This is a genomic window from Pseudomonas sp. AP42 (assembly GCF_001728935.1).
In the GTDB taxonomy this organism is placed as follows: domain Bacteria; phylum Pseudomonadota; class Gammaproteobacteria; order Pseudomonadales; family Pseudomonadaceae; genus Aquipseudomonas; species Aquipseudomonas lactis.
Map to the genome: position 1 here is coordinate 13,155 of NZ_LYSO01000052.1, position 14,220 is coordinate 27,374.

Here is a 14,220-nt window from a genome sequence, read left to right on the forward strand (position 1 = left end):
GCATGCATCATACCCAAGCCCTTTGCCGGTTCCTGGCCGAGCTGACTTACGCGCAGTTGCCCGAGCACGTACTGGCGCGCACCGAAGAGCTTTACCTGGATTGGCTCGCATCCGCCTTGGCCAGCCAGGGCGCGCACCCGATTCCCCTGTTTGAACGCTACGCACAGAAGATGGGCCCGAGCAGCGGCCCGGCCCAGGTGATCGTCAACGGCACCGGCACCAGCGCGTATTTTGCCGCCCTGGTCAACGCCGCCTCCTCACATCTGGTGGAGCAGGATGACCTGCACAACAGCTCGGTGCTGCACCCCGCCACTGTGGTATTTCCCGCCGCGTTGGCCGCTGCCCAGGACTTCGGCAAGTCTGGCCGTGAACTGTTGCTGGCCTCGGTGGCCGGCTATGAGGCGGGGATTCGCATCGGTGAGTTCCTGGGCCGTTCCCACTACCGCATCTTCCACACCACGGCCACGGTCGGCACCCTGGCGGCAGCGGTCGCGGTGGGCAAGTTGCTCGACTTCAACGAAGAGCAATTCATCAACCTGCTCGGCAGCGCCGGCACCCAGGCCGCCGGGCTGTGGGAGTTTCTGCGCGATGCCGCCGACTCCAAGCAACTGCACACGGCCAAGGCGGCGGCGGACGGCTTGCTGGCGGCTTACCTGACGGCCGATGGGCTGACCGGCGCGCGCAATATTCTTGAAGGCGACCAGGGTTTGGCCGCCGGCATGTCCAGTGATGCCGAGCCGGGCAAATTGTCTGCCGACCTGGGCAGCCGTTGGGCACTGGTAGAAACCTCGTTCAAGTTCCACGCCTCCTGCCGTCACACCCATCCCGCTGCCGATGCGCTATTGGACGTGATGCAGCGTGAAGGCTTGAGCGCTGCACAGATTTCCCAGGTGCAAACCCACGTGCACCAAGGCGCCATCGACGTACTCGGCCGAGTGACGGTACCGGCCACCGTGCACCAGGCCAAATTCTCCATGGGCACCGTGCTCGGCCTGATCGCTGTGCATGGCAAAGCCGGGTTGCCTGAATTCCATGAGCTGGCGTTGACCGATCCTGCGGTCGCGGCGTTTCGCGACAAGGTCAGCATGACCCTGGACCCGGAAGTCGACAGCGCCTACCCGCAACGCTGGCTGGGCCGCGTCACGGTCACCACCACCGATGGCCGCACGCTGCACGGTGCCATTGATGAACCCAAGGGCGACCCGGGCAACACCCTGAGCCGTGCCGAGCTGGCGGATAAGTTCCAGCGCCTGGCCCACTTCAGCGGCGCCCGCACCCCGGCCCAGGCCAACCGCCTGATCGAGCAGGTGTGGAACCTGCGCACTACCGCGTCCATGGCCCATTGGCTTGGAGGAATTTGTGATGACTGAACAACGACCGCTGGACGGCATCACCGTCGTCAGCCTGGAACACGCGATTGCCGCGCCATTCTGTACGCGCCAACTGGCCGACCTGGGTGCCCGGGTCATCAAGGTGGAGCGCCCCGGCACCGGCGACTTCGCCCGTGGCTATGACGAGCGGGTGCGTGGCCTGGCGTCGCATTTCGTCTGGACCAACCGCTCCAAGGAAAGCCTGACCCTGGACCTCAAGCAGGACGAGGCGGGCGCCATTCTGGATGCGCTGCTGGCCGACGCCGATGTGCTGGTGCAGAACCTTGCCCCCGGCGCGGCGGCGCGCATGGTCTTATCGTTCGAGGCGCTGCACGCGCGCTTTCCACGGCTGATCGTCTGCGATATTTCCGGCTACGGCGAAGGCGGGCCCTACGAGAAAAAGAAAGCCTACGACCTGTTGATCCAGAGCGAGGGCGGGTTTCTCTCGGTGACCGGTGGCCCAGATGAAGAACAGATGGCCAAGGCCGGTTGCTCTATCGCGGACATCTCGGCCGGGATGTACGCCTACAGCGGCATTCTGTCGGCGCTGCTGCTGCGCGGCAAAACCGGCCAGGGCAGCCGCATCGATGTGAGCATGCTTGAAAGCCTGGTGGAGTGGATGGGCTACCCGATGTACTACGCCTTCGACGGCGCGCCGCCGCCACCGCGTGCGGGTGCCGCGCATTCGACGATTTACCCTTACGGGCCGTTTCCCACTGGTGGCGGCGGCACGGTGATGCTCGGCTTGCAGAACGAGCGCGAATGGGCGGCGTTCTGCGACAAAGTGCTGCTCAGCCCGTCGCTGGCCACGGACGAGCGCTTCAGCGCCAACTTCAAGCGCTCGGCCAACCGCGAGGTGCTGCGCCAGATCATCGTGGAGCGCTTTGCCCCACTGGACGTCGAGGCGGTGATCCAGCGCCTGGAAGACGCGCAGATTGCCAGTGCCCGGGTCAATGACATGCAAGGCGTGTGGGACCACCCGCAACTCAAGGCCCGCGACCGCTGGCGCACAGTCGACAGCCCGGCGGGGCCGTTGCCGTCGCTGCTACCACCGGCGCGTAACGCTGCGTTTACCCCGCGCATGGACGGCGTGCCAGCGCTGGGGCAACACAGCCAAGGCATCCTCGATCAGCTGGGTTACTCCGTTGAGGCCATTAACAGCCTGCGCGAGCGCGGCGTTATCTAATCAGGAATCAAGTGATGCCAAAGCCATTAGTACGTTCTGCGCTGTTTGTGCCGGGCAGCCGCCCGGAGCGGTTTGCCAAGGCCCTGGCCAGCGGCGCCGACGCAGTGATTGTGGATTTCGAAGACGCGGTGGAAGAGCCGCTCAAGCGTCAGGCTCGGGATAATCTGGGCGTATTTTTGCATGCGCATGCCGAAGCCCAGGTGTGGGTACGCATCAACGCGCCCCAGCATGTCGAGCATTTTGCCGATGTCGCCTTCTGCAAGGCCCATGCAAATGTGGCGGGGGTGTTGCTGCCCAAGGTCGAAAGCGCGGCCCAGGTGGCGGTGGTGGCTGCGACCGGCAAACGTATCTGGCCGATTATCGAAAGCGCACGGGGTTTGCTGGCGCTGGCGCAGATTGCCCAGGCGCCCCAGGTGGAACGCCTGTCGTTCGGCGGCTTGGACCTGGCGCTGGACCTCAACCTGAGCAGTCACTCCCGCGCGGCCGAATTGGCCCTCGACCAGGCGCGCCTGGCGCTGATCGTGCATTCGCGCGCCGCGGGCCTGGCGCCGCCGCTGGACGGCGTGCACCCGGCCATCGACGACCCCGAAGGCCTGCACCGCTCGATCCGGCACGCTTATGAAATGGGCTTTGCCGGCGCGTTGTGCATTCATCCCAAGCAAGTCGCAGTGATCCATGCCGCGCTGGCGCCGAGCGCCGAAGAGCTGGCCTGGGCCAAGCGGGTGGTGGAGGCGGGCGCCCATGGGGCAGGGGCTTATCAGATTGATGGGCAGATGGTGGATGCGCCGGTGTTGCTGCGCGCGCAACGGCTGCTCACTGCCAGCTCTGACTGACGGAACCTGGAGCCAAATGTGGGAGCTGGCTTGCCTGCGATAGCGGCAGAACAGTCAATGTTTGTGTTCCCTGACACACCGCTATCGCAGGCAAGCCAGCTGCCACACTGGACGCGTTCGCCCTGGCCGAACGCAGGTATCTAAAATTCGAAATTCACGACACGCGTTTCATCAGGCACCTTGCCTTACAACACAACAATAAGAAGGTGATTCCCATGTTCAAGCTTTCCCGGGCGCTGCTGTGCGCCGCCACGTTGTTTACCGCGGGCCTGGCCCAGGCGGCAGACCCGATTGTGATCAAGTTCGCCCACGTGGTTGCCGAAAACACCCCTAAAGGCCAGGGCGCGTTGCTGTTTAAAAAACTTGCTGAAGAGCGCCTGCCCGGCAAGGTCAAGGTCGAGGTGTACCCGAACTCGTCGCTGTTTGGCGATGGCAAGGAAATGGAAGCGTTGCTGCTGGGCGATGTGCAGATGCTGGCGCCCTCCCTGGCCAAATTCGAGCATTACACCAAGCAAGTGCAGATCTACGACTTGCCGTTCCTGTTCAACGATCTGGCCGCCGTCGACCGTTTCCAGGCGGCCCAGGGCAAGCAACTGCTGACCTCGATGCAGGATAAAAACATCCTCGGCCTGGCCTATTGGCACAACGGTCTCAAGCAACTTTCTGCCAACAAGGCCCTGCATGAACCCAAGGACGCCCGTGGCCTGAAGTTCCGCGTGCAGGCTTCCAGTGTGCTCGAAGAACAGTTCAAGGCGATCCGAGCCAACCCGCGCAAGATGAGTTTTGCCGAGGTTTACCAGGGCCTGCAGACCGGTACCGTGAATGGCACCGAGAACACCTGGTCGAATTATGAAAGCCAGAAGGTCAATGAAGTGCAGAAGTACTTCACCGAGTCCAACCATGGCCTGATCGACTACATGGTGATCACCAACGCAAAATTCTGGAACAGCCTGGCGCCGGATGTGCGCAGCACCCTGGAGCAGATCATGGCCGAGGTTACCGTAGAGGTGAACAAGCAGGCCGAAGCGCTGAACCAGTCGGCCAAGCAGAAGATCATCGACGCCAAGACCAGCGAAATCATCGAACTGACCCCCGCGCAACGTGCGCTGTGGCGCGAAGCCATGCGCCCGGTGTGGCAGAAGTTCGAGGGCGAGATTGGGGCTGACCTGATCAAGGCGGCGGACGCTTCCAACCAGTAATCCCCTGTGGGAGCGGGCTTGCCCGCGATTGCGGTGTGTCAGTTGATACAACTGGCGGCTGGTTCACCGCTATCGCAGGCAAGCCAGCTCCCACAGGTTGACCTGGTTTTTTACCTATCTCTGCCTCGCGAGGTTTTGCCATGCAAACGCTAAGGCGCGTCTGGGAGCACCTGGAGGAAGGCTTCATTGCGTTCCTGCTGGCCGCCATGACCCTGGTGACATTCGTCTACGTCATGCTCAACAACGTCTACACCCTGTTTTTTACCCTGGCCGACAAATGGGCCTGGAGCAGCCCCTTCTTCAATGCCCTGGGCGACGGCACCATGACGTTGGCCCAAGAGATGACCTGGAGCGTGGCGCTGACCAAGGCCATGTTCGGCTGGTTGATTTTCTTCGGCATTTCTTACGGCGTGCGCACCGCAGGCCACCTGGGCGTGGACGCGCTGGTGCGGCTGACTCGGCGCCCGGTGCAACGCCTGCTCGGCATGCTCGCGTGCCTGTGCTGCCTGGCCTATGCCGGGTTGTTCATGGTGGCCAGCTACAAGTGGGTGAGTGCGGTGATGACCGCGCATATCGGCGCCGAAGACCTCGACCAGTTCGGTATCGATGTCGGCGACATCGTGGTGATCGTGCCCATTGGCTTTGCCTTGGTCTTGATCCGCTACCTGGAAATTTTCTACCGCATCTTTACCCACCGCCAGGTCGGGTTGGGGTTGGCCGACGAGGCCGGTGAGGCCAGCAAGTTGGCCGGCAGCCATGAGGAGCGTCACTGATGGCCGTGCTCTGTCTGTTTCTGCTGTTGTTCGTGTTCATGTTTCTGGGCGTGCCGATTGCGATTGCCCTGGGGCTGTCCGGTGCGGTGTCGATCCTGATGTTCAGCCAGGACTCGGTGAGTTCCCTGGCGATCAAGCTGTTTGAAACCAGCGACGCCTACACCTTCCTGGCGATTCCGTTTTTCCTGTTGTCCGGTGCCTTCATGACCACCGGCGGCGTGGCCCAGCGGCTGATCGACTTTGCCAACGCCTGTGTCGGGCATATCCGCGGTGGCCTGGCGATTGCGGCGGTGCTGGCGTGCATGCTGTTTGCGGCGCTGTCCGGCTCATCACCGGCCACGGTGGCAGCAGTGGGCTCGATTGCCGTGGCAGGCATGGTGCGTTCCGGTTATCCGAAGGAGTTTGGGGCGGGCATCATCTGCAATGCCGGGACCTTGGGCATTCTGATTCCGCCGTCGATTGTGATGGTGGTGTATTCGGCGGCGACCGAAACCTCGGTGGGCAAGCTGTTCATGGCCGGGGTGATTCCGGGTTTGCTGCTGGGCCTGATGTTGATGGTCGCGATCTACATCGTCGCCCGCATCAAGAAGCTGCCGGCGCAACCCCGGGCGACGTTCCGTGAGTGGCTGAGTTGCGCACGCCGGGCATTCTGGGGCCTGTTGCTGCTGGTGATCATCCTTGGGGGCATTTACAGCGGCATGTTCACCCCGACCGAAGCGGCGGCGGTGGCGGCGGTGTATTCGGCGTTTGTCGCGCTGTTCGTCTACAAGGACATGAAGCTGCGCGACTGCCCCAAAGTGCTGCTGGAGTCCGGGCGATTGTCGATCATGCTGATGTTCATCATCGCCAACGCCATGCTGTTTGCCCACGTGCTGACCACCGAGCAGATTCCCCAGCAAATTACCGCCTGGGTGATCTCCGAAGGGCTGACGCCGATTGGCTTTTTGATCATGGTCAACGTGGTGTTGCTGATTGCCGGCAGCTTTATGGAGCCTTCGGCCATTGTGCTGATCCTGGCGCCGATCTTTTTCCCGATTGCGATGAAGCTGGGTATTGATCCGATTCACCTGGGCATCGTGATGGTGGTGAACATGGAAATCGGCCTGGTACATCCACCGGTGGGGCTGAACCTGTTCGTGACTTCGGCGGTGACGGGGCTGACCCTGGGGCAGACCATCCGCGCGGCGATGCCGTGGCTGATGATCCTGTTGGTGTTCCTGATCATGGTCACCTACCTGCCGTTCATTTCCCTCGCGCTGCCGCAGTGGCTGGGGATGTGAGGCCGCTGGACGGTGGGAGAGGGCAGCTCTCCCTCCGTTGAGGGGCGTCAGACCTTGAACTGACGCAAAAGCCCATCCAGCTGTTCACTCAAGCCACGCAACTGTGCACTCGCCACGCTCGATTGCTCCGCCGCCAGCGCGGTGCTGTGGGACAGCCCGGCCGCTTGGGTGACGTTCTGGTTGATGTCTTCCACCACGTGGGCCTGTTGCAGGGTGGCGCTGGCAATCGAGGCATTCAGGCCGTTGAGATTGTGCAGCGCCTGGCCGATGGCGGTGAGGCTCGCGCCCGCCTGGCCGGCTTGTTCAATGGTCAGTTGCGAGGCGCTGTGGCTGTCGCTGATCACCTTGACCGCTGCTTCCGAGTGGCCTTGCAGGCGCTCGATCATCACCTGGATCTCGGCGGTGGATTTCTGCGTGCGCTGGGCCAGCAGGCGCACCTCATCGGCGACCACCGCAAACCCACGGCCTTGTTCACCGGCGCGGGCGGCTTCGATGGCGGCGTTGAGGGCGAGCAGGTTGGTCTGGTCGGCGATGGAGCGGATCACTTCCAGTACGCCGCCGATCTGCGTGCTTTCGCTGGAGAGCGTGCGGATCACCTCAACAGCCTGGCTGATAGTGGTGGAGAGCTGGTCGATCTGCTGCAAGCTGCCGTCGATATTGACCTGGCCCTGTTGTGCCTGGGCCTGGGCATCGCGCATTTCGCTGGCAGCGTGCTCGGCATTCTTGGCCACGTCCTGCACGCCGTAGGTGACTTCGTTGATGGCGGTGGCCACCAGTTCCATCTGCTGCGATTGCTGCTGGCTGCGGTCATGGGCCTGGCTGGCGTTGTGGCCCAGCTCGGTGGACGACTGGCCCAGGGCGTTCGCGCACACCTGCAACTGGCCGACCACCTGGCGTAGCTTGGCGGTGAAGCTATTGAAGTGCTGGGCCAGTTGCGTCAACTCGTCACGGCCGTGGGTGTCGAGGCTGTGGGTCAGGTCGCTTTCGCCGCTGGCGATATTGCCCATGGCATTCACCGCCGCCTGCAACGGCTGCACGATGCTGCGGGCAATCAGCACCACCAGCAGGGCCATCATCAGCGCAATACCCAGGCCAATAGCCGAGGCTTTCCACACCTGGCCCCTGAATTCGGCCTGCACATCGTCCACGTAGACGCCGGAGCCGATGATCCAGCCCCAGGGTTCGAACAGTTGGATGTACGAGGTTTTCTCCACCGGCGCTTCGGCGCCGGGCTTTGGCCAGCGGTAGTTGACGATGCCGGCGCCCTTGGCCTTGGCCAGGCTCACGAATTCGTTGAACACGGCGAAACCGTCCGGGTCGCGAATCGCCGAGAGGTTCTGGCCGTCGAGCTTGGGGTTGGCCGCGTGCATGATCATCACGGGGGTGAGGTCGTTGATCCAGAAGTAATCATCGTGGTCATAACGCAGGCCGCGCACCGCGCTCAAGGCCTGTTGTTGCGCGGCGTCGCGGGTCAGCACGCCGGTTTTTTCCAGGTTCTGGTAATAGCTGAGTACGCCACTGGCGGTCTGTACCACGTGCTGGGTCTGCTGGCGCTTGGCTTGGTAGAGGTCGCCGTGGATCTGGTTGAGCATCAACAGCCCCAAGGCCAGCAGCATCAACACGGCGACTATCAGGATCAGCCAAAGGCGGCGGCTGATCGACATGCTGCGCAAACTGTTCATCGTCCTGTCACTCCCTGCTCTTTATAATTGTGGTGCTGCTTCGAGATTTCCGGCGTGTCTGATAGGCTTTCGGCCCGGAATCGAAAAACCTGAGTACTGCCTGATTTTTCACGGAATTTTTGCAGACCGGCGTTGAGAATCAACCGCGGGCGCTTGTGTGCGCTCGTCGTCAGTGAACTTAAAAAAGACTAAGAGGCATGCCCCGTGCATGACCTTTGGAGACAGCATGGATTTTTGGACCGCCATACAGGCATTGATTCTCGGCATCGTAGAGGGGCTTACGGAGTTCTTGCCGATCTCCAGCACCGGCCACCAGATCATCGTCGCCGACCTGATCAATTTTGGCGGCGAGCGTTTCGAAGCCTTCAACATCATCATCCAGCTGGGCGCGATCCTGGCGGTGGTCTGGGAGTTTCGACGCAAGATCTTTGACGTGGTTATCGGCCTGCCGACCCAGCCCAAAGCCCGGCGCTTTACCGTCAACCTGATCATCGCCGTATTGCCGGCAGTGGTACTGGGGGTGATCTTCGCCGACCTGATCAAGCATTACCTGTTCAACCCGATCACCGTGGCCACGGCGCTGGTGGTGGGCGGCGTGATCATGTTGTGGGCTGAACGCCGCCAACATGCAGTGCGGGCTGAGACCGTCGATGACATCACCTGGAAAGACGCCCTGAAGGTCGGCCTGGCCCAGTGCCTGGCCATGATCCCCGGCACTTCGCGCTCTGGTGCGACGATCATTGGCGGGCTGTTGTTCGGCCTGTCGCGCAAGACCGCCACCGAGTTCTCGTTCTTTCTGGCGATGCCGACCATGGTCGGTGCGGCGGTGTACTCGGGCTATAAATACCGTGACCTGTTCCAGCCCGCGGACCTGCCAGTGTTCGCCATTGGCTTTGTCACCTCGTTCATCTTCGCGATGATCGCGGTCAAGGCCCTGCTCAAGTTCATCGCCAGCCACAGCTACGCGGCGTTTGCCTGGTACCGGATTGCCTTTGGTCTGGTGATCCTGGCGACCTGGCAGTTCGGCTGGATCGACTGGACTGCGGTCAAGCCATGAGCATCCAGCATCCACGCCTGAAGGCGCTGCTCTTTGTGCTGCTGTGTGCCGCGCCGCTGCTGGGCTCGGCGTTGCTGTGGTATCGCGGTGAAACGGTCATCCCGTTGATGGCGTACGGCGTGGTCAGCGTGGTGGCGTTCTTCCTGTACTGGAGCGATAAGCGCAAGGCCCAGACTGAAGGCTGGCGCACCCCGGAAAACATCCTGCATGCGGTGGAGCTGGCCGGCGGTTGGCCGGGGGCGTTGATCGCCCAGCAGGTGTTCCGGCACAAGACGCGCAAGGTGTCTTACCAGGTGTTGTTCTGGGTGATTGTGCTGTTGCACCAGGTGTTCTGGCTGGACCAGCTGTTCCTCGGTGGCACCTTGCTGTCAATCCTCTAACCGCAAGCCAATCTGCGTGCGCTTGGGCAGCTTGCTCACCACCAACTGGTGGGAGCGCTGCAACAAGCCGCGCAGTTCCTCAGCGCCCAAAGGGTAGGGCGTGTTCATGATGACCCACTGTGCCCTCGCCAGGTAAGGCGCCGGGTGAATGCCCGGCCGGTCGACGTGGCCCAGGAACAGCTCCTTGTCGACCTTGAAGGCCAGCGACTCACCGCGCAGGTTCTGCAAGGCGAACATCTTGTTGCCAGCAACCGAGAACACCCGCACGCCGCCCCATTTATAGTCTTCCCGTGCGCCTGGCAGGCTCAGGCAAAAACGTGCGACTTGTTCTTCTGTCATGCTCATAACAGCCGATCTCCACAGCCTTTGAAGCCTTCTTCCAGGTAGTCGATCCAGGCCCGGATGGCCGGCAGCACGCCGCGCCGGTGCGGGTAGACCGCTTGCAGCCAGCCGCCTGGTAATGACCATTGCGGCAGCAGTTGCACCAGGCGGCCGCTGGCCAGTTCTTCTTCGCAGTACATCATCGGCAGTATCGTAAAGCCCACACCCATGATGGCGCTGGCCTTGCGCACGATAAAGTCTTCGATGCCCAGGCGCGCTTCCATCACCAGCTCATGGGTATTGCCCTGGGGGTCGATGATGCGTTGATGCACCATTCGGTCGGCCTCAAGTGCGCCGAGTATGGGCAATTGCTTGAGGTCTTCCAGGGTTTCGACCTGCCGATCACGCATGAACGCGGGGCTGGCCACCAGCACGGTGTGCGCCCGGCGCAGGCGTTTGGTCACCAGCAAGGGGTCCTCATCGCCGTGTTCGCGCACGCGCAGTGCCACATCAATGCCCTCGGCTACCAGGTCGACGCGGCGGTTCACCAGGGTCATGTCCAACTGCACCAACGGGTGGGCGGCCAGAAAACCTGCCACCAACTCCGGCAGGATGTGTTGGGCCAGGCCCACCGGGCAACTGACCCGCAGCCGCCCACGCGGCTCGCTGGACATACTGGCCACGGCCTCGTCGGCCATTTCCGCTTCCAGCAGCATGGCCTGGCAGTGGCGCAAATAGCGCTCACCCACGGCGGTGAGGGTCAGTTGCCGGGTGGTGCGTTGCAGCAGGCGTGCACCCAGGCGGTCTTCCAGCTCGGCAATGCGCCGTGACAGCCTGGATTTTGGAATCCCGAGCAGCCGGCCAGCCGCAGCAAAACCGCCGGCTTCGACGACTTTGGCGAAATAGTAGAGGTCGTTGAGGTCTTGCATGGTGGGCCTATTGTCCTGTCAGTGGGACAAACTATCGCATTTCAGATGGCTTATCGACCATTGGTTTCATGCGTAGCATCACCACCATCTGATCGCCACTGTCGATCCCACCTCGGAGATCCATCATGAAACTGTTGCACATCGATTCCAGCATCCTCGGCGACAACTCGGCCTCCCGTCAGCTCAGCGCCGGCGTAGTCAAGGCATGGCAAGCTGCTCAGCCTGGTGTGGAAGTGACCTACCGCGACCTCGCCAGCGAAGGCATCAACCATTTCTCTGGCGCTACCCTGGGCGCATTGGGCACTGCTGCCGAACTGCGCGATGCGGCGCAAAAGCACGAGGCTGAATTGAGTGCATCGTCGCTGGCTGAGTTTCTCGCCGCCGATGCGGTGGTAGTCGGTGCGCCGATGTACAACTTCACCATTCCCACCCAATTGAAAGCCTGGATTGACCGCATCGCAGTGGCCGGCCAGACCTTCCGTTACTCCGAAGCCGGCCCTGAAGGCCTGTGCGGCAACAAAAAAGTCATTATTGTCTCCACCGCCGGCGGCCTGCATGCCGACCAAGCTTCGGGCGCTGCCCACGAAGGCTACTTGAAGCTGCTGTTCGGCTTCCTGGGCATCACCGACATTGAGATTGTTCGCGCTGAAGGCCTGGCCTACGGTGATGAAGTGCGCAGCAAAGCCATGAGCGACGCCAATGTGCGCATCAACGAGCAACTGTTCGCCGCTGCGTAAGGCTTATGTAAATTTGCTCTGTCCTCGGTTTCAATCTGAAACCGAGCGCCTAAACTCTGTATTCTGATCGCCTGAGCGCGAGCGGAGTACGGAGTTTTTTCGTTGTGGCCCAGGTTATGCAGACATCCATTCGATACCCTGGACTTTTTATTCGACAGGCCGGTTCTTGTGCAGCAAAGGTGGACATCCCCATGATGCGTCTTTGTGCTGTTTTGGTTCTTTCCCTGATTGGCGGCCTGGTTTCAGTGCACGCCGCGCCGGCACCGCACCCCCATTGGAGCGTGGGGTTTCATCGCATGAGTTTTCTCGACCCGCTGGATGCGCAGCCGATGAAAGCCATCGCGTTCTACCCCTCTACCGATGCCGAGCGCTCCACCGCGCTGGGCGCCTACCATGTGGCGGCCAGCGAAGATGCCAAGGTGGCGATCGGGCGATTCCCGATGCTGATGCTGTCCCACGGCAATACCGGCACGCCGTTGGCCCTGCATGACCTGGCCACCGCCTTGGCGCGCAAGGGGTTTGTGGTGGTGGCGGTGCTGCATCCCGGGGACAACTACAAGGACCACAGCCGCCTGGGCACTGTGAGCAATTTATATGGTCGGCCGATCCAGATATCCCAGGCGATCACCGCCGCGTTGGCCGAGCCGATGCTATCGCCCTTTGTGGATATCGATCAGATCGGCGTCATCGGTTATTCCGCCGGTGGCGAGACGGCATTGATCCTGGCCGGCGCCAAGCCTGATTTCGAACGTCTGCGCCGCTACTGCCAAGAGCGCCCCGAAGACCGCGACGCGTGCACCACCAAGGGCGAGCTGGTGGTCGACCGCGACGATTTGCAACCCCAGGCCGATCCGCGCATCCATGCCTTGATGCTGATGGCGCCGCTGAGCTTGATGTTTGGCCGCCACACCCTGGCGGACGTGCATGTGCCGGTGCTGCTCTACAGTGGCGATGGCGACCAGTTGGTGGCCGTGGACAAGAACGCCGCCGCCCTGGCGCGCAAGTTGCCGCAGCCCCCGGATTTCAAACTGTTGGCCGGGGCCGGGCACTTCGTGTTCATGGCCCCGTGTGACAGTGATCAATTGGCGAGCATGCCGGCCATTTGCACGGATGCCGATGGCGTCGATCGCGAAGGCATTCACCGCGACCTGGTCTCCGAGGCCGGGCGTTTTTTCAGCCATACCCTGGGCGAGGCCACCCGCGCCGGCTTGCAGACCGCTGATCAGTAGGCGCGACGCCTGAGCAATACGGTCAGGCCGAGCGCGCTGACCGACAGCAAGGCCGCGCAGAAGAAGATCCAGCCATAGCCGAGGTTCAGCGCCACGGCGCCCATCAACGGCCCGGCAATCGCCAGGGCCAGGTCGAAAAACACCGCATAGGCACTCAGCCCCGCGCCGCGGCTGCTGTCCGGCACTTGCTTGATGGCTTCCACGCCGAGCGCCGGGTACACCAGTGACAAGCCAAAGCCGGTCAACCCGGCGCCGATCAAGGCCACGCTGGTAGACGGCGCCAGCCACAACAGCGTCAGGCCCAGGGTTTCGATCAGCATGCAGGCGATGGCGGCGGTGAACCCGCCAAACCGGCTGATGGCGGAAATGAACACCAGGCGCGAGAGAATAAAACACACGCCAAATACCGTCAGGCAATACGCCGCGCCGGTCCAGCCGCGATTGAGGTAATACAGGGTGATGAAGGTCGTCAGCGTGCCGTAGCCAATCGAGGCCAGGCACAGGCTGGCGCCGAACGGCGCGATACGCCCGAACACCGCCCAGAACGGCAGCCGCTCGCCACGCACCACTGGCACCGACGGTTTATTGCGGATCAGCACCAGGCCCAACGCCGCCAGCACCGCGAGGGCAATACCCAGGCTGGTGTAGCCATAGTCAGCCACCATCACCACGCCTAACGGCGCACCAATGGCAATGGCGCCATAGGAGGCGATGCCATTCCAGGAGATCGAGCGAGCGGTGTGCTCAGCGCCCACGGCGCCCATGCACCAACTGATAGTCCCCACGCCAATCAAGCCTTGGGCGACGCCGAGCAACAGGCGACCGGCGATCAGAATACCCAGGCTCACGCTCGGCAGGCTTTCAAGCAGGGTGGCGATAAAGGTCAGTACACCGCTAATCAGAATGCCGGCCAGGCCCAGCACGATCGCACGTTTGGTGCCGACGTTATCCGACATGCGCCCAGCCATCGGACGGCTGAGCAGCGTGGCCAGGTATTGCGAGCCGATGGTCACCCCGGCAATCACGGCGCTGAAGCCCAATTGCTCGTGCACATAGCCTGGAATCACCGCGATCGGCAGGCCGATGCAGATAAAGGCAATGAAGGTGTAGAAGACGATGGAAACGATCTGCAGGGTGATCGACAGGGAGGAGGGGGCGGCAGGCATGAATACTCAATCGCTGGCGGGCGGTAAAGCATCATGGCATATCCCGCCTCCCTGTAGGAGCGAGGGACGCCTACCGTA

Annotated in this window: 14 protein-coding genes; 10 read left to right on the forward strand and 4 right to left on the reverse strand. The window is 62.2% G+C overall.

Going from position 1 to position 14,220, the window contains the following annotated elements; genetic code table 11:
• Nucleotides 1-2: 2 nt before the first annotated feature.
• From A7K61_RS18175 to dctM, 6 genes are all read left to right on the forward strand, one after another.
• Entirely contained in the window at nucleotides 3-1,370 is a 1,368-nt protein-coding gene (locus A7K61_RS18175; RefSeq protein WP_047710774.1) for an MmgE/PrpD family protein, read from the forward strand.
• Complete coding sequence (locus A7K61_RS18180; RefSeq protein WP_069558086.1) at nucleotides 1,363-2,556, forward strand: CaiB/BaiF CoA-transferase family protein; 1,194 nt, start codon at nucleotides 1,363-1,365, stop codon at nucleotides 2,554-2,556. The genes A7K61_RS18175 and A7K61_RS18180 overlap by 8 nt, the downstream gene beginning before the upstream one ends.
• Before the next feature lie 14 nt (nucleotides 2,557-2,570).
• Nucleotides 2,571-3,389, forward strand: coding sequence for a CoA ester lyase (locus tag A7K61_RS18185; protein ID WP_069558087.1), 819 nt, complete (start codon nucleotides 2,571-2,573; stop codon nucleotides 3,387-3,389).
• Between the two features lie 215 nt (nucleotides 3,390-3,604).
• Nucleotides 3,605-4,588: a TRAP transporter substrate-binding protein gene (locus A7K61_RS18190; RefSeq protein ID WP_044273640.1), complete on the forward strand. Its 984-nt coding sequence runs from the start codon at nucleotides 3,605-3,607 to the stop codon at nucleotides 4,586-4,588.
• A gap of 140 nt (nucleotides 4,589-4,728) precedes the next feature.
• Complete coding sequence (locus A7K61_RS18195) at nucleotides 4,729-5,361, forward strand: TRAP transporter small permease (RefSeq protein WP_047710778.1); 633 nt, start codon at nucleotides 4,729-4,731, stop codon at nucleotides 5,359-5,361.
• Nucleotides 5,361-6,641 carry a C4-dicarboxylate TRAP transporter large permease protein DctM gene (gene dctM / locus A7K61_RS18200; protein ID WP_014718351.1) on the forward strand — a complete coding sequence of 427 codons (1,281 nt, stop codon included), beginning with the start codon at nucleotides 5,361-5,363 and terminating at the stop codon, nucleotides 6,639-6,641. Before A7K61_RS18195 ends, dctM begins: the two co-directional genes overlap by 1 nt.
• Nucleotides 6,642-6,688: 47 nt before the next feature.
• Here the strand turns inward: dctM and A7K61_RS18205 are convergent, their stop codons facing one another.
• Entirely contained in the window at nucleotides 6,689-8,323 is a 1,635-nt protein-coding gene (locus A7K61_RS18205) for a methyl-accepting chemotaxis protein (protein WP_047710779.1), read from the reverse strand.
• 226 nt (nucleotides 8,324-8,549) lie between these two features.
• On the opposite strand from A7K61_RS18205, the gene A7K61_RS18210 reads away from it, so the two are divergent.
• Both A7K61_RS18210 and A7K61_RS18215 read left to right on the forward strand, forming a co-directional pair.
• A complete protein-coding gene (locus tag A7K61_RS18210) occupies nucleotides 8,550-9,380 on the forward strand; it encodes an undecaprenyl-diphosphate phosphatase (RefSeq protein WP_044273643.1) in 831 nt (276 codons plus the stop codon).
• On the forward strand, nucleotides 9,377-9,760 hold the full coding sequence (locus A7K61_RS18215; protein ID WP_003191046.1) for a DUF1294 domain-containing protein: 384 nt from the start codon (nucleotides 9,377-9,379) through the stop codon (nucleotides 9,758-9,760). The genes A7K61_RS18210 and A7K61_RS18215 overlap by 4 nt, the downstream gene beginning before the upstream one ends.
• Here the strand turns inward: A7K61_RS18215 and A7K61_RS18220 are convergent.
• Both A7K61_RS18220 and A7K61_RS18225 read right to left on the reverse strand, forming a co-directional pair.
• Complete coding sequence (locus A7K61_RS18220; RefSeq protein ID WP_054895937.1) at nucleotides 9,749-10,105, reverse strand: MmcQ/YjbR family DNA-binding protein; 357 nt, start codon at nucleotides 10,103-10,105, stop codon at nucleotides 9,749-9,751. The genes A7K61_RS18215 and A7K61_RS18220 overlap by 12 nt on opposite strands.
• Entirely contained in the window at nucleotides 10,102-11,010 is a 909-nt protein-coding gene (locus A7K61_RS18225) for a LysR substrate-binding domain-containing protein (RefSeq protein ID WP_044273644.1), read from the reverse strand. Before A7K61_RS18225 ends, A7K61_RS18220 begins: the two co-directional genes overlap by 4 nt.
• Nucleotides 11,011-11,135: 125 nt before the next feature.
• Between A7K61_RS18225 and A7K61_RS18230 the strand changes: the two genes are divergently transcribed.
• Together A7K61_RS18230 and A7K61_RS18235 are read left to right on the forward strand one after the other, a co-directional pair.
• Nucleotides 11,136-11,747 carry an FMN-dependent NADH-azoreductase gene (locus tag A7K61_RS18230; protein WP_034127345.1) on the forward strand — a complete coding sequence of 204 codons (612 nt, stop codon included), beginning with the start codon at nucleotides 11,136-11,138 and terminating at the stop codon, nucleotides 11,745-11,747.
• Between the two features lie 191 nt (nucleotides 11,748-11,938).
• Entirely contained in the window at nucleotides 11,939-12,976 is a 1,038-nt protein-coding gene (locus A7K61_RS18235) for a dienelactone hydrolase (RefSeq protein WP_044273645.1), read from the forward strand.
• Here the strand turns inward: A7K61_RS18235 and A7K61_RS18240 are convergent.
• The gene (locus tag A7K61_RS18240; RefSeq protein ID WP_069558088.1) at nucleotides 12,970-14,142 is read right to left on the reverse strand and encodes an MFS transporter; all 1,173 of its coding nucleotides are present in this window, start codon (nucleotides 14,140-14,142) and stop codon (nucleotides 12,970-12,972) included. The genes A7K61_RS18235 and A7K61_RS18240 overlap by 7 nt on opposite strands.
• Between the last annotated feature and the right edge of the window lie 78 nt (nucleotides 14,143-14,220).